Source organism: Ottowia beijingensis, assembly GCF_042680925.1.
In the GTDB taxonomy this organism is placed as follows: Bacteria; Pseudomonadota; Gammaproteobacteria; order Burkholderiales; family Burkholderiaceae_C; genus Ottowia; species Ottowia beijingensis.
Genome location: NZ_JBHUEP010000007.1, coordinates 546,580 through 569,481 on the forward strand (window position 1 = coordinate 546,580; position 22,902 = coordinate 569,481).

The following is a 22,902-nucleotide window of genomic DNA, read 5'->3' on the forward strand; positions in this document are numbered from 1 at the left end:
TGCTTCTTTATTCATAGCTGCTCGCGCTTGTCCAGCAAGCGCTGGAGGCCATTTTGACCATAAACACGGAATCCTCCTCGCCTGCGTTTCCGCCCGACTGGCTGCACATCGACGCGATGGACCTGGACGCGCAGGGCATCGCGCGGCGCCCGGACGGCAAGGTGGTGTTCATCGACGGCGCGCTGCCGGGCGAGCTGGTGTCGGCCACTGTCACGAAGCGCAAGAACCAGTGGGAAGCCGCCACGCTGACCGCCGTGCACCGCGAAAGCAGCCAGCGCGTGGCGCCGCGCTGCCCGCACTTCGGGCTGCACCAGGGCGCGTGCGGCGGCTGCAAGATGCAGCACCTGGAGGCGTCTGCCCAGGTCGCCGTCAAGCAGCGTGCGCTGGAGGACAACCTGTGGCACCTGGGCAAGGTGCGGCCCGAGGTCATCCTGCGCGCCATCGAGGGCCCGGCCTGGGGCTACCGCTACCGGGCGCGCCTGTCGGTGCGCTACGTGCAGAAGAAGAACGAGGTGCTGATCGGCTTTCACGAGCGCAAGAGCCGCTACGTGGCCGACATGCGCGAATGCCACGTGCTGCCGCCGCAGGTGAGCGCGCTGCTGCTGCCGCTGCGCGCGCTCATCATGGGTCTGGAGGCGCGCGAGACCTGCCCGCAGATCGAGCTGGCGGCGGGCGACGAGATCACGGCGCTGGTGCTGCGGCATCTGGAGCCGCTCTCCGACGGCGACCGGCAGCAACTGCGCGACTTCGGCGCGCGCCACGGCATCCAGTGGTGGCTGCAGCCCAAGGGGCCGGACACGGTGCACCGGCTGGAAGAGGGCGGCCCGCCGCTCGCGTACGCGCTGCCCGAGTTCGGCATCGCCATGCCGTTCAAGCCGACCGACTTCACCCAGGTCAACCCGCACATCAACCGCGTGCTGGTCACGCGCGCGCTGCGGCTGCTGGGCGCGCAGCGGCACGAGCGCGTGATCGACTGGTTCTGCGGCCTGGGCAACTTCACACTGCCCATTGCCACGCAGGCCGGGCAGGTGCTGGGCGTGGAAGGCAGTGCCGCGCTGGTGGCGCGCGCGCGGCAGAATTGTGAACAAAATCAGGCTTCAGCGCCTGCCCATCAAGCGCTGGCAGCTACTGAATTTGCAGCACGCAACCTGTTCGACATGACCGCCGCGCAACTGGTGGCCGACGGCACGGCCGACCGCTGGCTGGTCGATCCGCCGCGCGAAGGCGCGTTCGCGCTGGTCAAGGCGCTGGCGGCCATCCACCAGGCGCGCATCGGCGCCGAGGATGCCGAGCCGCTGCCGCCCGGCGCCGAAGGCTGGCAGCCGCCGCGCCGCATCGTCTACGTCAGCTGCAACCCGGCCACGCTGGCGCGCGATGCCGGCCTGCTGGTGCACCAGGCGGGCTACCGCTGCAGCGCGGCGGGCGTGGTCAACATGTTCCCGCACACCGCGCACGTGGAGAGCATGGCGGTGTTCGACCTGGCCAACTAAAGCCAGGGGGCGCCGAAAGGCGCTCAGCCGTCGCCGCTGCCCTGCTGAATCGCCCGCTGCTGCTCGCGCATGCGCACGCACTGCGGGTGCTGCTGCAGCGCGGGCTTGCCGCACTCGCGCTGCAGGCACAGCGCGTGCGCCAGAAAGCGTGAATCGGCGCACAGGCCCGCGGGTGGGCTGGCGGGCGCGGGCGGTGGCGGGGGCCGGGGCGAGGCCACCTGGGGCGCCGCGGGCGGTGGCGCCGGCGCCGGATCCGGCCGAGGCGCGCGCGGCGCGGGTGCGGGGCGTGCCGGCTTGGGGGCCGCGGGCCGGGTGTCGATCATGGCCGCCGGTGCGGGTGCCGGGGCAGGGGCACTGGCCGGCGCCACCGCGGGCGTGACCGGGGGCGCGGCGGCCAGGCTGGGTGCCGGCGTCGGCGCCGGTGCCGCGGGCGCGGGGCGCGGGGCGGGTGTGGTTGTCGCCGGTGCCTCGGCCAGCGGGGCGGGCGTGCGCGCTGCGATGCGGCCGATGCCCCACAGCGCCCCGATGGCGAACACCGCCAGCAGCGCGATCAGCACGGCATGCGGGCGCTTGCCGGGCGCGGTCGCTTCGCCCTCGGCGGGCCGGCGCTTGCGGCGCCGCTTGCGGGGTGCTTCAGGCGGCGCAGGTGCCGGGCCCAGCGCGACCAGCTGGTGCGCGCATTTCAGGCAGAACTTGGCGGCATCCCGGTTCTCGGCGCCACACTTCGGACAGATCAAGGCCATGGGTGATGAAGAGGGGGCAGGCGGCAAGCCGGGCAATCACGCGCCTGCCAGCCGTCATGCAACAAAATGTACCTCATGCCCGCAGGGTGCGGGTCCACGCGGCGCACCGGCGCGGTCGTGCGCGCCGGCCAAACGCTGGAAAACTGCACGCAGGCGCCGGCTTCAGGCCGCCGTGTCCTCGGCAGGTGGGTTCACCAGGCGGGCGATCAGCCCCTGCTCGGCCGGGCCGTCGATCGGAATCCACACCCGCAGCGGGTTGCCGGCCGCCACGTCGATGGACTGGCCTTCCGCGTTCTTCATCACGTCGAGCCGCACGGTTCGGTTGCCCTGCGGGGTGATGATCTCGATCCAGTCGCCGACGGCGAAGCGGTTCTTGGTCTCGACCTCGGCCCAACCGTCTTTGGCGCTCTTGATTTCGCCCACGAACTGGCTGCGCGTGGCCACGGAGTGGCCGGTTTCGTAGTTCTGGTAATCCTGCGACGGGCGGCGCTCCAGAAAGCCCGAGGTGTAGCCGCGGTTGGCCAGGCCTTCCAGTTCGGTGATGAGGTGCGGGTTGAAGGGGCGGCCGGCCACGGCGTCGTCGATGGCGCGGCGATACACCTGCGCGGTGCGCGCCACGTAGTACAGGCTCTTGGTGCGGCCTTCCACCTTCAGCGAATCGACGCCGATCTTCGCCAGCTTCTCGACCAGCTCGACCGCGCGCAAATCCTTGCTGTTCATGATGTAGGTGCCGTGCTCGTCCTCCATGATCGGCATCAGCTGGCCGGGGCGGCCTTCCTCCTCGATCAGGTACACCTTGTCGGCCGCGGGGTGGCGCTGGCCGTTGCCGCAGGTCGAATCCTGTTCCGCGCGCTCCGCCTCGGCGGCGAAGTTGAAGCCCTGCAACTGCTCGCCCGCCGCCATCGCCTCGCCCGTGTTGGGGTCGACGGCGGCGTCCATCGTCTTGTAGTTCCAGCGGCAGGCGTTGGTGCAGGTGCCCTGGTTGGGGTCGCGCCGGTTGAAGTAGCCGCTCAGCAGGCAGCGCCCGCTGTAGGCGATGCACAGCGCGCCGTGCACGAACACCTCCAGCTCCATGTCGGGGCATTCCTGGCGGATCTGCTCCACCTCGGCCAGGCTCAACTCGCGCGAAAGAATGATGCGCGCCACGCCCATCTTCTGCCAGAACTTCACCGCCGCCCAGTTGGTGGTGTTGGCCTGCACGCTCAGGTGGATGGGGATGTGCGGCCACTTCTCGCGCACCAGCATGATCAGGCCGGCGTCGGCCATGATGAGCGCGTCGGGCTTCAGCGCCACCACCGGCTCCAGGTCGCGCAGGTAGGTGCGCAGCTTGTCGTTGTGGGCGATCAGGTTGCTGGTGACGAAGAATTTCTTGCCACGCGCGTGCGCTTCGGTGATGCCCTGGGCAATCTGCTCCAGGCGGAATTCGTTGTTGCGTGCGCGCAGGCTGTAGCGCGGCTGGCCAGCGTACACCGCATCGGCACCGAAGTCGTAGGCGGCGCGCATCTTGTCCAGGCTGCCGGCGGGCAGCAGCAGTTCGGGGGCTTTGGGCGTCATGGGGGCGTATTGTCCGCGTTCCCGGTTTTTCCCGTGCGGCGGCGGCCCATGTCTTGACTCGCGTCAAGCCTGCGCCCGGCGCCATGCGCTATGGTGTCGGTGAAGAAGTTTGAAACCACCCCCCAAGGAGAACACATGATCCGTGAAGTCGAAGGCGACATTCTGCTCAGCGATGCCCAGGTGATCGCGCATGGCATTGCCACCGCTGATCCGTTCGATTCCGGCCTGGCACTGGCGCTGCGCGAGCGCTTTCCGTCCATGGTCAAGGACTACCGCCACGCCACGCACGCCAAGCAGCCCGACACCGGCGACATCTGGGCCTGGGGCGGCGTCAACGAAGACGGCAGCGTGCGCGGCATCGTCAACCTGTGCACGCAGGGCATGCAAAGCCAGGCCAAGTCGGCCCGCCCGGTCAAGGCCAAGCTGGAAGACGTGAACCGCACGCTGCGCGAACTGGCGACCTGGGTGCGCAAGGAAGATGTCAAGAGCGTGGCGCTGCCGCGCCTGGCCACTGGCGTGGGTGGCCTGGACTGGGCCGACGTGAAACCGCTGATCCAGCAGCACCTGGGCGACCTGGGCATTCCGGTGCTGGTCTACGAGGTGTACCGCAAGGGCGAGAAGGCCGACGAGAAGCTGGCCTGACGCACCCCGCCGCGCTGAAGCGGCGATGAGCAAAGCCCCGCTGTAGGCATCCGCCTACCGGGGCTTTGCCGTGCTGGGCGTACGATGGCTCTTTTCTCGACCGCATCGCACCATGAAAGCATCCTTCATCGTACTGCTGGCCGCGCTGGCCACCAGCGCAGCGCAGGCCCAGGGCCCCACCGGCATGAAAGCCGGCCTGTGGGAAACGCGCACCACCGCCATGAGCCTGGACGGCAAGGACATGCTGCCGCAGATGCTGGCCGCCCGCGAGGAGATGCGCAAATCCCTGGCCAGCCTGCCGCCCGAGCAGCGCAAGAAGATGGCCGCCATGCTGCCGCCCGAAGGCGGCGATCCGCTGTCTCAGCGCATGTGCATCAGCCCCGCCATGGCCGCCCGCGACCAGACCATGGTGCCGCGCCCCAAGGGTGCCGAGTGCGACCCGCCCAAGCTCAACCGCAGCGGCAACCGCACCACGTTCGAATTCGCCTGCAAACAGGGCGGCGGCAAGACCAGCGGCAAGGGCGAGACCGTGGTGGCCGGCGATCTGGTGACCACCAAGGTCGAAACCACCGGCACCGACGCCAGCGGCGCCAAGCACACCATGCGCGCCGAAACGCAGATGAAATACCTGGGCAGCGATTGCGGCCAGGTCAAGCCGATCGAGCAACTGGTGAAAGAAGCCGGCGCCACCGCGCCGCGCGGCGCCCCCGCCAGGAAGTGATCTTCATCAGGCAGCCACCAGTATGCTTCTGCTTTGATAGCTGCTAGCGCCCATCCGGCGGGGGCTGAAGGCTGTTTTCATATGAAACCATTTCGCCATGCCCCTGACGGTGGCAGGCCCCGCGCTGGCCTGACACAATGGGTGTGACCCGCCCCGCATGAATTGCCGAACGAAGGAGAACGCCATGGCCACCAAGACATCCCACGCTTTCGCTTCCACCCGCCAGTCGTTCAAGACGGCCTCCGGCAAGAGCGGGCAGTTCTATTCGCTGCCGGCGCTGGCCCGCAAGTACCCCAACATCAAGCGCCTGCCGGTGTCCATCCGCATCGTGCTGGAGTCGGTGCTGCGCCACTGCGACGGCAGCCGCGTGACGGCCGACCACGTGGCGCAACTGGCCAACTGGCAGCCCAAGGCCGCCCGCACCGACGAGATCCCGTTCACCGTGGCCCGCGTGGTGCTGCAGGACTTCACCGGCGTGCCGCTGCTGGCCGACCTGGCGGCCATGCGTTCCACCGCCGTGCGGCTGGGCAAGAACCCGAAGAAGATCGAACCGCTGGTGCCCGTCGATCTGGTGGTCGACCACTCGGTGATGATCGACTACTACGGCAGGAAGAACGCGCTCGACCTGAACATGAAGCTCGAGTTCCTGCGCAACCGCGAGCGCTACGAGTTCATGAAGTGGGGCATGCAGGCCTTCGACACCTTCGGCGTGGTGCCGCCGGGCTTCGGCATCGTGCACCAGGTCAACCTCGAATACCTGGCGCGCGGCGTGCACAAGGGCGCCGATGGCGTCTACTACCCTGACACCCTGGTCGGCACCGACAGCCACACGACGATGATCAACGGCATCGGCGTCGTCGGCTGGGGCGTGGGCGGCATCGAGGCCGAAGCCGCCATGCTGGGCCAACCGGTGTACTTCCTCACGCCCGACGTGGTGGGCTTCGAGCTGACCGGCCGCCTGCGCGAAGGCTGCACCGCCACCGACCTGGTGCTCACCGTCACCGAAATCCTGCGCCAGCACAAGGTGGTCGGCAAGTTCGTCGAATTCTTCGGCGAAGGCACGCGCACCCTCAGCCTGCCGGATCGCGCCACCATCGGCAACATGGCGCCCGAATACGGTGCCACCATGGGCTTCTTCCCGGTCGACGAGCGCACCATCGAATACTTCGAGGGCACGGGCCGCACCAAGGCCGAGATCGAGGCCTTCGAGGCCTACTTCAGGGCGCAGAAGCTGTTCGGCGTGCCCAAGAGCGGCGACATCGACTATTCGCAGGTCGTCACGCTCGACTTGGGTGATGTCACCCCCAGCTTGGCCGGCCCCAAGCGCCCGCAGGACCGCATCGAGCTGGGCAACGTGGCGCGCCAGTTCGAATCGCTGTTCAGCCAGCCGATGAGCGCCAACGGCTTCAACCGCCCGCCCGAGCTGTTGCACACCCGCGTGGACGTGGTGCGCGACAACGACCCCGACCACGACGAGCGCGCGCCGGCGCCGCGCCCGATCACCGAAGGCTCGTCGCGCGAGAAGGTCGAGATGGTGGCCAACCGGCCGACGCTCGAATCCGCGCTGTCCGAGGCCGACGTGATCGAGCCCAGCTCGCCCCGCCGCTACACGCTGGGCAACGGCGACGTGCTGATCGCCGCCATCACCAGCTGCACCAACACCAGCAACCCCAGCGTGCTGCTGGCCGCCGGCCTGCTGGCCAAGAAGGCGGTGAAGGCCGGCCTGACGGTGCAGCCGCACATCAAGACCTCGCTGGCGCCCGGCTCGCGCATCGTCACCGAATACCTCACCGAAACCGGCCTGCTGCCGTACCTGGAAAAGCTCGGCTTTGCCGTGGCCGGCTACGGCTGCACCACCTGCATCGGCAACGCGGGCGACTTGGCGCCCGAGATCAACGAGGCCATCACCCGCAACGACCTGGTGTGCGCTGCCGTGCTGTCGGGCAACCGCAACTTCGAGGCGCGCATCCACCCCAACCTGAAGGCCAACTTCCTCGCCAGCCCGCCGCTGGTGGTGGCCTACGCCATCGCCGGCACCGTGCTGACAGACCTGATGACGCAGCCCGTAGGCAAGGGCAAGGGCGGCAAGGACGTGTACCTGGGCGACATCTGGCCGACCAGCGACGAGATCAACAAGCTGCTGAAGTACGCCATGAAGGGCAAGGCCTTCCGCGCCAACTACGCCAAGGTCAAGACCGAGCCCGGCAAGCTGTGGGAGCGCATCGATGGGGTGGAAGGCGATGTCTACACCTGGCCCGACAGCACCTACATCGCCGAGCCACCGTTCTTCGACGAGTTCGACATGGATTACGTGGCCGCCTGCGCCATCGGCGAGGGCGACGAAACCCGCAACTCCTGCGACCCGGTACTGGGCGCGCGCATCATGGCGCTGTTCGGCGACAGCATCACCACCGACCATATCTCGCCCGCCGGCAGCATCAAGGAAAGCTCGCCCGCCGGCCAGTGGCTCATCGCCAATGGCGTGCAAAGGGCCGACTTCAACAGCTACGGCGCGCGCCGCGGCAACCATGAGGTGATGATGCGCGGCACCTTCGCCAACGTGCGCATCAAGAACCTGATGATTCCGCCGCTGGAAGATGGCAGCCGCGAGGAGGGCGGCCTGACCATCTACCAGCAGCCGGGCGAGTTGCAGGGCAGCAAGCAGTTCATCTACGACGCGGCCATGAAGTATTGCGCCGCCGGCGTGCCCACGGTGGTCTTCGCCGGTGAGGAATACGGCACCGGCTCCAGCCGCGACTGGGCTGCCAAGGGCACGCAACTGCTGGGCATCAAGGCCGTGGTCGCCAAGAGCTTCGAGCGCATCCACCGCAGCAACCTGGTCGGCATGGGCGTGCTGCCGCTGCAGTTCAAGGCCGGCGAATCGTGGGAGTCGCTGGGCCTGAAGGGCGACGAGCTGATCGACATCGTGCCCGCCGACGACCTGGCGCCGATGAGCGATGCGCGCCTGGTCATCACGCGCGCCGATGGCTCGAAGAAGGAAACCAGGCTCACGCTGCGTATCGACACGCCGATCGAGGTGGACTACTTCCGCAACGGCGGCATCCTGCCGTATGTGTTGCGGCAGTTGTTGGCATAAGTGAAGCCGCGCTGGTTGCGAAATCCCGCGTAGGGCGGAACCCCGAAGGGATTCCGCCGCTTGAGGGTGCGGTGCCCGCATCACGTCTGAATCGCTGCGCGGATCCGACCTACGTTTCGCGATCAAGTTGCGTGACTTCATGCGCTCGGCCGCCACCCCCTTCCTCACCGGCTTCATCCTCAGCCTCGCCCTCATCGTGACCATCGGCGCGCAGAACGCCTATGTGTTGCGCCAGGGCCTGCGGCGCGAGACGTGGGTGTGGTGGCGGCGGTGTGTGCACTGCTCGACGCGGCACTGATGGCGACCGGGATGTTCGGGCTGGGCGCGGTGGGCGCCAGCCAGCCGGCGGCACTGCGGCCGGTCGTGCTGGATGGGGGCGTGTGGCGACGCTGCTGTCCGGGCATGGCCTGGGGTTTGCTGCGCCCGGCGCTTGGTTGATATGGTTTTGATAGCTGCTGGCGCTTGCCTGACAAGCGCTGGAGCCCGATTTGGCCTCAAGCCACAGCCAGCGCCCAAGCTTGCCCAATGTCAGCAATTAGTGGCAACGCGCACGGCACAATCGGCGCCATGAGCACCCCTTTGCAATTGTTGATTGCCGGTGGCGGCATCGGCGGGCTGGCGGCCGCGCTGGCCGTGGCGCGCGCCGGCTGGGAAGTTCGCCTGTTCGAGCGCGCGCCTGAATTCACCGAGGTGGGCGCCGGCGTGCAACTTGGCCCGAATGTGACGCGCATCCTGCGCGCCTGGGGCCTGGAGGACGAGCTGCACGCCGTCGCCGCCTTCCCCGACCGGCTGCAGGTGCGCAACGCCACCAGTGGCGCCGACCTGGGCACGCTGGCGCTGGGCGCACGCGCCGTGGAGCGCTATGGCGCGCCGTACGCCACCATCCACCGCGCCGATCTGCACCGCCTGCTGTGCCGCGCCGCCTTGCAGCAGCACGGCGTGCACCTGAACCTGGACCACTGGGTGGCCGGCCTGCACGACGACGGCCGGGCGGTGACGCTGACCACCGTGGCGGGCCAGCAGATCGAAGGCGATGCGCTGCTGGGCGCCGATGGCGTGTGGAGCCACGTGCGCCAGCAGCTGCTGAACGACGGCCCGCCGCGCGTGACCGGGCACCTGGCCTACCGCACCATGCTGCGCCAGTCGGCGCTGCCGGCGGCGCTGCGCACGGCGCAGGTCACGGCTTGGCTGGGCCCGCGCCTGCACGTGGTGCAGTACCCGGTGCGCCGGGGCGAGTGGATGAACGTGGTGGCCATCGTGCACGGCCAGCCGCCGGCCGACGCGCAGGGGTGGGACCACGGCGCCAACCATGCCGATTTGCAGCACGCGCTGGGCGCCACCTGCGCGCCGCTGCGCGAGCTGATCGCCGCCGTGCCCGAGGCCACGGTGAACGACCACGCCTGGCGCCTGTGGGCGCTGGCCGACCGCGCGCCGGTGCAGGGCGCCGAGCAGATGGCGCGCGGCCTGGTGGCGCTGCTGGGCGATGCCGCGCACCCCATGCGGCCGTACCTGGCGCAGGGCGCCGGCATGGCGATAGAGGACGCGGCCGAACTGGCCCGCGCCCTCGCCATGGACGCCGTGGACGTGCCCACGCGCCTGAAGCGCTACGCCCTGGCGCGCTGGCAGCGCTGCGCGCGCGTGCAGGCAAGGTCGATCCGCAATGGCAGCATCTTCCATTCCACCGGGCTGGTGCGCTTTGGGCGCGATGCGTCGATCAAGCTGCTGGGCGAGCGGGTGCTGGATGTACCCTGGCTGTACGGCGGTTGATGCGAATTGGGCTTAAAGAATGCTCGAACATCAAGAAGCCTCCGAAGCCGCGCGGATCGCATCCGCTGTGTGGGAGCGGGCTTGCCCGCGATCAAGCGTTCGTGGCGACGAGGCGCCTCATCGCGGGCAAGCCCGCTCCCACAACGTTGTCTGACACTGGTGACTCCGCCGCCCCCGTGCGGGCATGCCGGCACTGGCAGGCACGACGGCCGCTGCCGGCAAGCAGCTTTTTTTGCATACTCCCTTGCATACTGGCTGCCAGCGCCCGTCAAATAAGCGCTTAGCATGGATACTCCCTATGTTTTTCACCAGCGCGCGCTGAGGGCGCCTGCCGTTCGGGGGCAGCAAGCCGGTGTGCATCGGCAGGGCGCGATACTTTCTTGATACTCCCCGTCATGTGCGTTGTGAGCGCTTATGGGGAAAGCGCTGGGAACGAATACTCCCCTTATAGTTGAGAGCATACGCCCAGCCATTCCATCGTTCGCGGCCCTGCAAGCCGATGCCTGTCGGCGTGCTCTGCAGCCCGCAGCCCGCGGACCGGGCGCCATGGCAGGGCTTGTCATTTGTCTTTGTTGGGTATATATATTGTCTCTATTGATGGAGACTGCCATGCCCGCCACGCTTTCCGCCCATGCCCCTCAGGTGTCTGATCGCCTCGGCAGTTACCACGTGCCCGCCCGCGGCACGGCGGCTTACTGGCTGTCGCCCATGGAGCGCTCGCAGCTGGTGAAGCAGGGCGTGCCGGCGCGCGAGGTGGTGGCGCTGGCCGACGCCATGGCGGTGCCGCGCGACCAGCTCATGCGCGTGCTGGGGCTGGCGCGCTCCACCGTGGAGCGCAAGATCGCCCAGCGCGGCCCGCTGTCGCAGCACGAGAGCGAAAAGATGGTGGGCATCGAGCGCCTGATCGGCCAGGTCGACGCCATGGTGCGCGAGGCCGGCGAAGCGCCCGACGACTTCGACGCCGCGCACTGGTTCGCCCGCTGGATGGCCGACCCGGTGCCCGCGCTCGGCGGCCTGGCGCCGCAGGAACTGCTCGACACCGCCGATGGCCGCGAGGCCATCAGCACGCTGCTTTATCAGATGAAATCGGGCGTGTATGCATGACACCCCCCTGAGTCGCTTCGCGCTTTCCCCCTCTGCGGCGCCAGGGGGGACAACGCCAGTGCCCGGCGCCGGCCCGGGCACGGCGTTCGCTGGCAAGGCCTGCTCCGCGGCCGCTGGCGTGGCGTGATCAAGCCCGCCTTGGCAACGCCTGAATGGCCATGACCGCCGCCACCGAATCCGGCACCGTCAGCGTCTGGCGCATCGCCACCGACACGCCCGACTACACCGCCGACGACCTGAGCGGCGCCGGCGCGCGCATCACCGGCGGCCGCTGGAACGCGCGCGGCACGCCCCTGCTGTACGCCAGCACCTCGCGCGCGCTGGCCTGCCTGGAGACGGTGGTGCACCTGGGCGGCGGCGTGGCGCTGCCGCTCAACCGTTACCTGGTGCGCATCGACGTTCCGGCCGCACTGTGGGCCGCGCGCACCGTGTTCGATGCCGACCAGCATGTCGGCTGGGATGCCTTGCCGGCGGGCCGCGTGAGCATCGCCTGGGGCACGGCCTGGGCGGCGCAGGGCGGCAGCCTGCTGGCGCAGGTGCCCTCGGTCATCGTCCCCGAAGAGCACAACCTGCTCATCAACCCCGCGCACCCGCAGGCCGGCAAGCTGCGCGTGGCCAAGCTGCGCCGCTGGCTGTACGACCCGCGGGCGCTGCGCCTGCCGCTGTGAGGCACGCGCGGGCTCCCTAGAATGCCCGCATGATCACCGCCGCACGCCCCCACGTTCTCATCGCCCGCGCCGTCTTCCCCGAAGTCGTCGACAAGCTCCGCCAGCATTTCGAAGTCGAGGCCAACGCGGCCGACGACATCTGGCCACGCGAGGAGCTGATCCGCCGCCTGCAGGGCAAGCAGGGCGTGTTCACCACCGGCAGCGAGCGCATCGACGCCGAACTGCTGGCCGCCTGCCCGGGCCTGAAGATCTGCGCCAACATGGCCGTGGGCTACAACAACTTCGACGTGCCCGCGATGACGGCCGCCGGCGTGCTGGCCACCAACGCCCCCGGCGTGCTGACCGAGACCACCGCCGACATGGGCTTTGCGCTGCTGATGGCCGCCGCCCGCCGCGTGGCCGAGGGCGAGCACTACCTGCGCGCCCGCAAGTGGGACCGCTGGGCCTACGACATGCTGATTGGCCAGGACGTGCACGGCAGCACGCTCGGCATCATCGGCATGGGCCGCATCGGCCAGGCGATTGCGCGGCGCGGTGCGTTGGGCTTCGGCATGAAGGTGATCTATCACAACCGCTCGCGCCTGCCCGCCGCCGACGAGGCCGCCGTGGGGGCCCGCTACGTGAGCAAGGAAGAATTGCTCAGGACCGCTGACCACGTGGTGCTCGTCGTGCCGTACAGCGCGGAATCGCACCACACCATTGGCGCCGCAGAACTGGCGCTGATGAAGCCTACCGCCACGCTGGTCAACATCGCCCGCGGCGGCATCGTCGACGACGCCGCGCTGGCCCAGGCCCTGCGCGAAGGCCGCATCGCCGCGGCAGGGCTGGACGTGTTCGAGGGCGAACCCAAGGTGCATCCTGATCTTTTGACAGTGCCCAACGTGGTGCTCACCCCGCACATCGGCAGCGCCACCGTGCCCACGCGCAAGGCGATGGCGAATCTGGCGGCGGACAACCTGATCGGCTACCTGGCGCAGGGCAGGGCGGTGACGCCGTTGAATCCTGAAGTCATCGGTGCATGAGCGGGGTTTCAAGTCGTTTTGGCCGGCAGCGCCCGTCCAACAAGCGCGAGCAGCTATGTTTTTTGTAGGATCGGGCTTGCCCGCGATGCGGCCTCCGCGCGGTGCGATACGCAGCATCGCGGGCAAGCCCGCTCCCACAATCCATGATCGTTTTCAGGCTGCGGCGCTGGTGTAGAGCGCGCGGCCAGCTATTGAATCAAGAGCATTCATGAATTCCGAACTCCCCGCATGGCTGCCCTGGTTGGCGCTGGCCGGCCTGCTGATCAACGCGCTGCTGCTGGTGGTGCTGCTGCTGCGCCGCCCGCGCCGGCCCGACGACGTGGCGTCTCGCGGCGAGGTGCAGCAGCTCATCGGCGCGGCCGTGGGCCAGCACGGCGAGCGGCTCGAGCGCGAGCTGCGGCAGGAGATCGGCGGCAGCGCGCGCGAGGGCCGGCAGGAGCTGGCGCATTCGCTGGCCACGTTTCAGGACGCGGTGGTGCGCCAGGGCGCCGAAGCCAACCGCACGCAGAACGCGCAAGTCGATGCGCTGGCGGCGCAGCTCACGCAGCTGCGCGGCACGCTGGGCGACACGCTGGTGGCGCAGCTGCAGGCGCTGGGCTTGTCGATGGCACAGCAGGCGCAGGAAACCACGCGCACACAGAACGCGCAGATCGACGCCTTCGCGCAGCAGCTGGCGCACCTGCGCGGCTCCTTGAGTGAAACGCTGACGCAGCAGCTGCAATCCTTGAGCGAAACCAACGCCCGCCGCATGGCGGAGGTGCGCGCCACGCTGGAGCAGCAACTGGCGCAGCTGCAGGCCACCAACACCGCCAAGCTCGACGAAATGCGCCAGACCGTGGACGAGAAGCTGCAGTCGACGCTGGAGGCGCGCCTGGGCGAGAGCTTCAAGCAGGTGGCCGACCGGCTGGAGCAGGTGCACAAGGGCCTGGGCGAGATGCAGACGCTGGCGCAGGGCGTGGGCGACCTGAAGCACCTGCTGAGCAACGTGAAGAACCGCGGCACCTTTGGCGAGGCGCAGCTGGGGACATTGCTGGAGCACGTGTTCGCGCCCGAGCAGTACGCGGCGCAGGTGTGCACGCGCCCGGGCAGCCGCCATTTGGTCGATTTCGCCATCCGCCTGCCGGGCCGCGGTGCTGCGGCTTCAGGCGCATCGGAGCCGGTCTGGCTGCCGATCGATGCCAAGTTCCCGAACGAGGACTACGAGCGCCTGCTGGACGCACAGCAGCGCGCCGACGTGGCGGGCGCCGAGTCGGCGGCCAAGGCGCTGGAGGCGCGCATCCGGCTGGAGGCGCGCGGCATGGCCGAGAAGTACGTCGAGCCGCCGCACACCACCGACTTCGCCATCCTGTTTCTGCCCACCGAGGGCCTGTACGCCGAGGTGCTGCGCCGCCCCGGCCTGATGGAGGCGCTGCAGCGCGAGCACCGCGTGACGCTGGCCGGGCCGACCACGCTGCTGGCGATGCTCAATTCGCTGCAGATGGGCTTTCGCACGCTGGCGCTGGAAAAGCGCAGCAGCGAGGTGTGGCAGGTGCTGGGCGCGGTGAAGACCGAGTTCGGCAAGTTCGGCGACGTGCTGGCGCGCGTGAAGACCCAGACCCAGACCGTGCTGAACACGCTGGACGCGGCGCAGACGCGCACCAACGTGATGAACCGCGCGCTGAAGAAGGTGGAGGCGCTGCCGGATGGCGAATCGCAGGCGCTGCTACCGGGGTTGGGGGAAGAGGAGGCGGATGGGTGAATGGGGCGGTGGTGCTGAGGTGGCGCTTGTTCGCGGCTTCCGCCGCTCCTACGGCGCATGAGATGCAGGAGCGGCGGAAGCCGCGAATCTCAAACCCAGATCGCATCCCAATGCGAGTAGTCGCCTGCCCGCGCCACCAGACCCGCGCGCACCGGGTTGGCGACCAGATAGCGCGCGGCGGCGCGCAGATCCTCGTCGCGTCGCAGGGCGTGGTCGTGAAAGCCGGCTTGCCACAGGGCTTGTCCCGCGTATCCACGGGCTTGCTGAACCGCTCTCGCTGAACTGGCCTTGAACTGACCCACGGCCTGCGACAGGGTGCCGTGTTCCAGCCGCAGCAGCCAATGCAGGTGGTCGGGCATGAGCACGTAGGCCAGCGTCTGGCATCGGCCCAGCGCATCGCTTTTCTGCAGTTCACCGATGGTCAGGCGCGCCAGTCAGAAATCGGCGAAAACTTGCTCGCGCCTGCGTGTGACGGTGGTGATCTGGTAGACGTAGCCCGGATAGCTGAAGCGGCCCCGGCGCAAGGCATGGGCGTGAGCGGGCATGGGCTGTGCAGGGCGTTTTGTAGGAGCGGCGGAAGCCGCGAAGGGGCGGGTATCGAGGAAGCCCCATTCGCGGCTACCGCCGCTCCTACAGGCAGGGAGGGGGCGGGGGAGTTATTCGATTTCGGCGATCAGCTCGATCTCGACGCAGGCCTCCATCGGGATCTGCGCCACGCCGAACGCACTGCGGGCGTGCTGGCCGCGTTCGCCAAACACCTCGCCCAGCAGTTCGGAGCAGCCGTTGGTGACGAGGTGCTGCTCGGTGTAGTCGGGCGTGCTGTTGACCAGGCTCATCACCTTGACGATGCGCTTGACGCGGTTCAGGTCGCCCACGGCGGCGTGCAGCGTGCCCAGCAGGTCGATGGCCACGGAGCGGGCGGCCTGGGCGCCCTCCTCGGTGGTGATGTTGTGGCCCAGCTTGCCCACCCAGGGCTTGCCTTCGTGGCGCGCGATGTGGCCCGACAGGAACACCAGCTTGCCCGTCTGCACGAAGGGCACGTAGGCGGCGGCGGGGGTGGAGACGGGCGGCAGCTGGATGCCGAGCTGCTGGAGTTTGTCGTAGAGGCTCATGGTCAGCGGAAGGGGTCGGTTGGAAGAGGGGGCGCCTCGGCCAGCGAGGCGGCGTCGCAGGGTTCCACTGTAACGCCCACATCCAGCTCGTGGCCCGCGCCGCCGTGGATGACGCCGCGCATGGGCGAGATGTCGGCGTAGTCGCGGCCCACGGCCAGGCGCACGAAGTCCTCGCCCGGCGCGCCCCAGCCGTGGCGGTCGTTGGTCGGGTCGAGGTCGTACCAGCCGTGGCCGCCGTGCTGCGCGGCCACGTCGGGCAGGAACACGGCCACCCAGGCGTGCGACGCATCGCTGCCCCCCAGGCGCGGCTGGCCGGGCGGCGGCTGGGTGAGCAGGTAGCCCGACACGTAGCGCGCCGGCAGGCCCAGCGAGCGCAGGCAGGCCAGCATGACGTGGCTGAAGTCCTGGCACACGCCGCGGCGCTGCGCCAGCGCCTCGGCGGCGGGGGTGTTGATCTCGGTGCTGCGGCTGGCGTAGGTGAAGTCCTGGTGCACGCGCTGCATCAGCTCGCGCGCGGCGTCGATCAGCGGGCGGCCGGGCGGGAAGGACGGGCGCGCGTAGTCGGCGAACACCTCGCCTGGGTGCACGTAGTGCGATGGGTAGATGAATTCGGCCGCCGGATGCCACTCGGCCCCCACGTGGTAGACGAAGCTGTCGCGCACGGCATCCCAGGCAAGGGTGCTGCCGACGGGATCGGGCGCGTGGGTCTCGACCAGGCTGCTGGCGCGCACCAGCAGCTCGTCGTGCGGGCTGGCGATCTCGAAGAAGGTGCGTACGTTGCGGTAGATGTCGAGCGATTCGGTGATCGAGGCGGGCTGCGGGTGCACCTGGAGCCGGGCGTCGAGCCGGTCCTGGCAGCGCGTGGGCGGCGGCGTCAGGTGCGTCATGTGCACCGCGGTGAGCACGGGCGGCTCGTAGCGGTAGCGGGTGTCGTGGGTGATGCGCAGGCGCATGTCGGTCTCCGCTCAGGCGCCCACGCTGCGGCCCACCTCGGCGGTGTGGGTGAAGTGGCGCAGGCTGATCTCGTTGGAGAGCTGGCCGCCGACCTGCATGAAGTGCGCCAGTAGCGCCTGCAGATGGATGAAGTCGCCAATGTGGTCGGACTCGCACAGCGTGGTCAGGTCGTCGGGCCCCGGGTTGCGCAGGCGTTGCGACAGGTCTTCCAGCGGGTGCGGGTCGTTGGCGTGCAGGCGCCCCAGCTGCCCGCGCAAGCGCTGCACCACCCAGCCGAGCGAGCGCGGGTTCTGGTGGTTCAGCACCACGTGCTCGATCAGCGCCGCCATCGAGCGGCTGCGCTGGTGGCGCGCATGGAAGGAGATGGTGGAATCGAACAGGTCCAGCACCACGCCGTGGCCGGCCGCGTCGTGCACGGCGTTGGTGTAGAAGCCGCGCGACAGCGCCTCCGACAGCCAGCTCAGGCGCTCGATCTGGCGGCCGATGGTCATCAGGCGCCAGCCGTCGTCGCGCCACATGCGGTCCTGCTGCGCGCCGGTGACGGCCGCCAGCGTGCGCGACAGCTGGCCCAGCGCGTGCAGGGCGTCGGCCTCGGCCAGGGTGGCGCTGCCGCGCAGCGGGGCGCATTCCTGCGCAAAGCGGTTCTCGGCCAGCTTGATGAAGCTCCAGTGCTCGGGCGACAGGCGCTCGCGCAGCGCCGTGGCGGCCAGGCGCAGCTTGCGCAGGGCGTGGCCCACGCTCGGCAGGTCGGGGTCGGCCAGGTGCTGGATCAGTTGGCGCTCGAACTCGGCGCAATCCTGCAGCGGCGTGGGCGCGCACTGGGGCACCAGGCCGGCCGATTCGGCCAGCTGGCCCAGCCACATCAGCTGGGCGATGGAGGGTTCTTCCTCGCCATGCAGCGCGCCCAGCGTGATGCGCGCCAGGCGGGCGCTGTTCTCGGCGCGCTCGGTGTAGCGGCCGAGCCAGAACAGGTTCTCGGCCGCGCGGCTGGTGACCAGGCGCTCGCGCTGCACCAGCGCGGTGTCGGTGGGGGTGATGCCGACCAGCGTGCTGTGGTCGAAGTCGGGCGCTTCCTGCGCCGGCTCCTCGCCCAGCACCCAGGTGTCGGCGCTGCTGCCGCCCAGCGCCATGGTGGCCAGGCCGGCGCTTTCGCCCACCAGGCGCGTCATGCCGCCGGGCAGCACGCGCCAGGCGCCGGCGCCGTCGGTCAGCGCGAACACGCGCAGGATGGCCGCGCGCGGCACGACGCCGGGCTGCGGGCCGCTCTGCCAGGTCGGCATCTGCGACGGCGGCAGGTAGGCCTGCACGGTGTGCTCTTCGGGCCGGCGGCGGATGCTGTCGGCCCAGGAGGCCAGCACCTCGTCGCTCATCAGCGGGCCCACCCCGGCCCGGAAGGTGCCGCGGCTGGTGGACCAGGGGTAGGTGGGCTTGATGACGCACTGGCCCAGCTGCGGCAGCACGTCGCGCAGGGCGGCCGGCTCGCCGCACCACCAGGTGTGCAGGGCGGGCAGCAGCAGTTCCTCGCCCAGCAGCTCGCGCCCCAGGGCCGGCAGAAAGCCCAGCAGCGCGCTGGATTCGAGAAAGCCCGCGCCCGGTGCGTTGGCCACCATCACGTTGCCGGCGCGCACCGCCTGCAGCAGGCCGGGCACGCCCAGGCGCGATTCGGGGCGCATTTCCAGCGGGTCGAGGAAGGCATCGTCCACCCGCTTGATGACGCCGTGCACCGGCTGCAGGCCGTGCAGCGTCTTCAGGTACAGGCGCTGGTTGCGCACCGTCAGGTCGCCGCCTTCGACCAGCGTGACGCCCAGGTAACGCGCCAGGTACGAATGCTCGAAGTAGGTTTCGTTGTACGGCCCCGGCGTCAGCAGCACGATGTGCGAATCGGCGCCGGGCGCCATGGCCTTCAGCGTCTTGATGAAGCCGCGGTAGGTGTCGGCCAGGCGGCGCACGTTCATGGCTTCGAACGCGTCGGGGAACTGGGTGGACACGGCCGAGCGGTTTTCCAGCAGATAGCCCAGGCCCGAGGGCGCCTGCGTGCGCTGCGACACCACCCACCAGAAGCCCCTGGGCCCGCGCGCCAGGTCGAACGCCACCATGTGCAGGTGCTGGCCACCCACCGGCGGCACGCCGTGCATGGCGCGCAGGTAGTCGGGGTGGCCCTGCACCAGCGCGGCGGGCAGCAGGCCGTCCTTCAGCAGGCGGCGCGGGCCGTAGATGTCGGCCATCACAGCCTCGAGCACGCGCACGCGCTGCAGCACACCGGCCTCGATGTGCGCCCAGTCGTCGGCCGGGATCAGCAGCGGGAACAGATCCAGCGGCCAGGGTCGCTGCAGGTTGGCCTCGTCGGCGTAGACGTTGTAGGTGACGCCGTTGTCGCGCAACTGGCGCGCCAGGCGCGTGGCGCGGCGGTTCAGCTCCTGCGGGTCGCCGAGGTCGAAATGGCGGAAGAACTCCTTCCAGGCCGGCGTCAGCGGCAGCGCGCCGGGCGCCGGCACCGCGGCACCCGCGTCGGCGGCCAGCGCAGGCCGGGCGTGCAACTCGTCGAAGTGGGGGGTGTCGGCCAGCGGAAACAAGGGGCTGGCCGAAGACAGGGGCGCCGTGGCGGGCAGATCCGGTGCGTTCATCCTCGGTGGAGGCAGTCAACCTCGTGTCATTGTCGCATCCGCACCGCCGTGGTGCGCCGCAGGTCGAGCGTGCACGGAAATTCGCGGCTGCCGGGCAGGGCCAGCGCGGCAGGCGGCGCGGCCGCGCGCCCCGCCGTGTGCCCCATGGGCGCAAAGCGGGCCAGGCGCCGGCTTTCGGCCTCGTAGGCATTGATGGGAAAGCTGTCGTAGCTGCGCCCGCCGGGGTGCGCCACGTGGTAGCGGCAACCGCCCACCGAGCGGCCGTTCCAGGTGTCGAACACATCGAACACCAGCGGCCCGTGCGGCTGGATGGTGGGGTGCAGCGCCGACCAGGGGTTCCAGGCCTTGAAGCGCACGCCGCAGGCGTATTCGCCCTCGGTGCCGAGCGGCTGCAGCGGCAGGGCCTGGCCGTTGCAGGTGAGGGCGTAGCGGCTGTCGTTGAAGCCCGTCACCCGCAGCTGCAGGCGCTCCAGCGATGAATCGACATAGCGCGCCGTGGCGCCGCCGGCGCTTTCCTCGCCCATCACGTGCCAGGGCTCCAGCGCGTTGCGCAGCTCCAGCTGCATGCCCAGCAGCTGCACGTCGCCGACGAAGGGAAAGCGGAACTCGAAATGCGGCGCGAACCAGGCGTCGTCGAAGGCGAAACCGGCCTCGCGCATGTCGCGCATCACGTCGGCGAAGTCGGCCTGCACCCAGGCGGGCAGCATGAAGCGGTCGTGCAGCTGCGTTCCCCAGCGCGTGGCGGGCGCGCGGTACGGCTGGCGCCAGAAGCGCGCCACCAGCGCGCGCATCAGCAACTTCTGGGCGATCGACATGCGGGCGTGCGGCGGCATCTCGAAGGCGCGCAGCTCCAGCAGGCCCAGGCGGCCGGTGGGACCTTCGGGCGAATACAGCTTGTCGATGCAGAACTCGCTGCGGTGCGTGTTGCCGGTGACGTCGATCAGGATGTTTCGCAGCGTGCGGTCCACCAGCCACGGTGGCATCGCGTCACCCTGTTCCTCACTTGCCCGGTGGATTTCCTGCAGCGCGATTTCCAGCTCGTAGAGCTGGTCGTTGCGCGCCTCGTCCACGCGCGGCGCCTGGCTGGTGGGGCCGATGAACAGGCCGCTGAACAGGTACGAGAGCGACGGATGGTTGTGCCAGTAGAGCAGCAGGCTGGCCAGCAGATCGGGCCGGCGCAGGAACGGGCTGTCGGCCGGCGTGGCGCCGCCCAGCACGAAGTGGTTGCCGCCGCCGGTGCCGGTGTGGCGGCCGTCGACCATGAACTTCTCGGCCGACAGGCGCGATTCGAACGCCGACTGGTAGAGGAACTCGGTGTTGTCCACCAGCTCGCGCCAGTGGTGCACGGGCTGGATGTTGGCTTCGATCACGCCGGGGTCGGGCGTGATCTGTAGCATCTTCAGGCGCTTGTCGCGCGGCGGCGGGTAGCCCTCCAGCACCACCGGTAGCTGCAGCTGCTCGGCCGTGGCCTCGATGGCGGTGACCAGTGCCAGGTAGTCGTCCACCTCGTCCAGCGGCGGCATGAAGATGTAGACGATGCTCGACTGGCCGGGCTTCAGCGCGTACTTCTCGACCGCCGCCTGGTGCGCGCTGCGCGCGGCGCGTTTGGCGTCGGCGGCCTCGTCGTCGCCTTCGATCTCGGGCAGTTCGGCATCGGCGGTGTGCGAACGCACCGGGTCGCGCACTTCCACGCACAGCGCGGTGCGCGGCACCCAGCGGGCCGACTCGTGGCGGCGCGGTTCGCGGTCCTCGGGGTCGTGCGCCCCCGAAGGCTCGTCTTCGGCAGCGGCCAGCGCGTCATTGTCGGCATCGTCGGCATACGGGTCCTTGGGGAAGGCCTTGGGCAGGTCCTCATCGGCCACCCAGGGCAGGCTGTTCAGCGGCAGCCTGAAGCCCATGGGCGAATCGCCCGGCACCAGCACCAGCCGGTTGTCGCGGAACCACCAGCGGCTGGTGAGCCAGCGCGGGCGTTCGGCCCCGGCGGGCTGGGCCGGCCGATCCGGCGCGTGCGCCAGCTCGGACGTGCTGCGCAGCGGCAGCAGCCAGCCGACCACCTTGTCCAGCCCCTGCGTGAACACGCGGCGCAGGCGCGCGCGCTCGGCCTCGTCGGCCAGGCGGCTGTCGAACGGGTCGACGTTGATCGGCAGGCGACGCTCGGCGGCGATGTAGTGCCAGGCGTCTTCGTAGGCGGGCGCGATGGCGGCCGTGCCCACGCCCAGCCGTTCTGCGAGCGCGCGGATGAAGCGCTCGGCGTCCTCGGGCCGGGCCTGCTGCGGCTGGCGCTCGTCGGCCTGCAGCGCGGGGTTGCGCCACAGCGGCTGGCCGTCGGGGCGCCAGAACAGGCTGAGCGCCCAGCGCGGCAACTGCTCGCCGGGGTACCACTTGCCCTGGCCCAGGTGCAGCAGGCCGTTGGGGCCGTAGCGCGCCTTCAGGCGGTGCAGCAGGTCGAGCGCGAACACGCGCTTGGTGGGGCCCAGCGCGGCGGTGTTCCACTCCGGCCCGTCGCGGTCGTCGATGCCGACGAAGGTGGGCTCGCCCCCCATGGTCAGGCGCACGTCGTCGGCCTGCAGCTGCAGGTCCACCGCGTCGCCCAGCTGCAGGATGTCGGCCCATTGCGCGTCGCTGTAGGGCAGGGTGACGCGCGGCGATTCGTGGATGCGGGTGACCGCCATGTCGTGGCGGAACTCCACCCGTGCGTCGTCCACCAGCCCCTCGATGGGCGCCGCGCCCGAGGGCTGCGGCGTGCAGGCCAGCGGGATGTGGCCTTCGCCCGCCAGCAGGCCCGATGTGGGATCGAGCCCCACCCAGCCGGCGCCGGGCAGGTACACCTCGGCCCAGGCGTGCAGATCGGTGAAGTCGACCTCGGTGCCGCTGGGGCCGTCGAGCGATTTCTGGTCGGCCTTCAACTGGATCAAGTAGCCCGACACGAAGCGCGCCGCCAGCCCGCAATGGCGCAGCAGCTGCACCAGCAGCCAGCCCGAGTCGCGGCACGAGCCGCTGGCCTTGTGCAACGTCTGCTCGGGCGTCTGCACGCCGGGCTCCAGACGGATCAGGTAGCCAATGTCGTGCTGCAGGCGCTGGTTGAGCCCGACCAGGAAGTCGATGGTGCGCTGCGGGCTGCGGTCGATGCCGGCCACGTAGTGGTTGAACAGATCGCCCTGTGGCGCCCGCGCCAGGTACGGTGCCAGCTCTTCTTTCAATAGCGGGTCGTAGTCGAACGGGAACTGCTCGGCGCCCGGCTCGAGGAAGAAGTCGAACGGGTTGTACACCGCCATCTCGGCCACCAGGTCGACCGTGACCTTGAACTCGGTGGTCTTGTCGGGAAACACCAGCCGCGCCTGCCAGTTGGCGAACGGATCCTGCTGCCAGTTGATGAAGTGCTGGGCGGGCTCGATCTTGAGCGAATACGAGATGATCCTGCTGCGGCAGTGCGGGGCCGGGCGCAGGCGCACCACCTGGGGGCCCAGTTGAACGGGCCGGTCGTAGCGGTAGTGGGTGACGTGGTGAAGTGCGGCGTGGATGGACATCCGGGCTCTGCCTTGGCGTGGGTTACAAACCATCCTAGCAAGCGGCAGGCCAGCGGCGGGTAGGCCATCGCCCCGAATCATTATCAGAACGAAATAGGCTTCCAGAGCGCTTGCAGAAATCGCTGACAGCTCCTGAAAT

Annotated in this window: 17 protein-coding genes; 10 read left to right on the forward strand and 7 right to left on the reverse strand. The window is 69.6% G+C overall.

Annotated features, from left to right (window positions below; all coding sequences use genetic code 11):
• Positions 1-53: 53 nt before the first annotated feature.
• Positions 54-1,490 (forward strand): 23S rRNA (uracil(1939)-C(5))-methyltransferase RlmD, encoded by a 1,437-nt coding sequence (rlmD, locus tag ACFSCU_RS11985; protein WP_257645869.1) that lies wholly within the window; start codon positions 54-56, stop codon positions 1,488-1,490.
• Between the two features lie 23 nt (positions 1,491-1,513).
• Here the strand turns inward: rlmD and ACFSCU_RS11990 are convergent, their stop codons facing one another.
• Complete coding sequence (locus ACFSCU_RS11990) at positions 1,514-2,233, reverse strand: zinc ribbon domain-containing protein (protein ID WP_377560777.1); 720 nt, start codon at positions 2,231-2,233, stop codon at positions 1,514-1,516.
• 162 nt (positions 2,234-2,395) lie between these two features.
• On the reverse strand, positions 2,396-3,787 hold the full coding sequence (gene trhP, locus ACFSCU_RS11995) for a prephenate-dependent tRNA uridine(34) hydroxylase TrhP (RefSeq protein ID WP_180551372.1): 1,392 nt from the start codon (positions 3,785-3,787) through the stop codon (positions 2,396-2,398).
• A 135-nt stretch (positions 3,788-3,922) separates the two neighbouring features.
• Between trhP and ACFSCU_RS12000 the strand changes: the two genes are divergently transcribed.
• From ACFSCU_RS12000 to ACFSCU_RS12040, 9 genes are all read left to right on the forward strand, one after another.
• The gene (locus ACFSCU_RS12000) at positions 3,923-4,429 is read left to right on the forward strand and encodes a macro domain-containing protein (protein ID WP_180551373.1); all 507 of its coding nucleotides are present in this window, start codon (positions 3,923-3,925) and stop codon (positions 4,427-4,429) included.
• A gap of 112 nt (positions 4,430-4,541) precedes the next feature.
• Positions 4,542-5,150, forward strand: coding sequence for a DUF3617 domain-containing protein (locus ACFSCU_RS12005; RefSeq protein ID WP_377560778.1), 609 nt, complete (start codon positions 4,542-4,544; stop codon positions 5,148-5,150).
• 184 nt (positions 5,151-5,334) lie between these two features.
• Positions 5,335-8,247: an aconitate hydratase gene (locus ACFSCU_RS12010; RefSeq protein ID WP_377560780.1), complete on the forward strand. Its 2,913-nt coding sequence runs from the start codon at positions 5,335-5,337 to the stop codon at positions 8,245-8,247.
• A gap of 139 nt (positions 8,248-8,386) precedes the next feature.
• Positions 8,387-8,545: a hypothetical protein gene (locus ACFSCU_RS12015; RefSeq protein WP_377560781.1), complete on the forward strand. Its 159-nt coding sequence runs from the start codon at positions 8,387-8,389 to the stop codon at positions 8,543-8,545.
• A gap of 269 nt (positions 8,546-8,814) precedes the next feature.
• A complete protein-coding gene (locus tag ACFSCU_RS12020; RefSeq protein ID WP_180551375.1) occupies positions 8,815-10,014 on the forward strand; it encodes an FAD-dependent monooxygenase in 1,200 nt (399 codons plus the stop codon).
• Positions 10,015-10,623: 609 nt separating this feature from the next.
• Complete coding sequence (gene parS / locus ACFSCU_RS12025; protein ID WP_180551376.1) at positions 10,624-11,118, forward strand: type II RES/Xre toxin-antitoxin system antitoxin; 495 nt, start codon at positions 10,624-10,626, stop codon at positions 11,116-11,118.
• Between the two features lie 158 nt (positions 11,119-11,276).
• Positions 11,277-11,786 (forward strand): RES family NAD+ phosphorylase, encoded by a 510-nt coding sequence (locus ACFSCU_RS12030; RefSeq protein ID WP_180551377.1) that lies wholly within the window; start codon positions 11,277-11,279, stop codon positions 11,784-11,786.
• Positions 11,787-11,815: 29 nt separating this feature from the next.
• Positions 11,816-12,808: a 2-hydroxyacid dehydrogenase gene (locus ACFSCU_RS12035; RefSeq protein WP_180551378.1), complete on the forward strand. Its 993-nt coding sequence runs from the start codon at positions 11,816-11,818 to the stop codon at positions 12,806-12,808.
• Positions 12,809-13,016: 208 nt separating this feature from the next.
• Positions 13,017-14,546 carry a DNA recombination protein RmuC gene (locus tag ACFSCU_RS12040; protein ID WP_333707596.1) on the forward strand — a complete coding sequence of 510 codons (1,530 nt, stop codon included), beginning with the start codon at positions 13,017-13,019 and terminating at the stop codon, positions 14,544-14,546.
• An 89-nt stretch (positions 14,547-14,635) separates the two neighbouring features.
• Here ACFSCU_RS12040 and ACFSCU_RS12045 read toward each other — a convergent pair whose 3' ends face one another.
• The 5 genes from ACFSCU_RS12045 to ACFSCU_RS12065 all read right to left on the reverse strand — a co-directional run bounded on the left by ACFSCU_RS12045 (position 14,636) and on the right by ACFSCU_RS12065 (position 22,763).
• On the reverse strand, positions 14,636-14,980 hold the full coding sequence (locus tag ACFSCU_RS12045) for an REP-associated tyrosine transposase (RefSeq protein ID WP_307776922.1): 345 nt from the start codon (positions 14,978-14,980) through the stop codon (positions 14,636-14,638).
• Positions 14,981-15,202: 222 nt separating this feature from the next.
• On the reverse strand, positions 15,203-15,658 hold the full coding sequence (locus ACFSCU_RS12050) for a RidA family protein (protein WP_180551379.1): 456 nt from the start codon (positions 15,656-15,658) through the stop codon (positions 15,203-15,205).
• Between the two features lie 2 nt (positions 15,659-15,660).
• A complete protein-coding gene (locus ACFSCU_RS12055; protein WP_377560783.1) occupies positions 15,661-16,611 on the reverse strand; it encodes a transglutaminase family protein in 951 nt (316 codons plus the stop codon).
• Between the two features lie 12 nt (positions 16,612-16,623).
• A complete protein-coding gene (locus ACFSCU_RS12060) occupies positions 16,624-19,236 on the reverse strand; it encodes a circularly permuted type 2 ATP-grasp protein (protein ID WP_377560785.1) in 2,613 nt (870 codons plus the stop codon).
• Between the two features lie 26 nt (positions 19,237-19,262).
• Positions 19,263-22,763: a transglutaminase family protein gene (locus ACFSCU_RS12065; protein WP_377560787.1), complete on the reverse strand. Its 3,501-nt coding sequence runs from the start codon at positions 22,761-22,763 to the stop codon at positions 19,263-19,265.
• Positions 22,764-22,902: the final 139 nt, after the last annotated feature.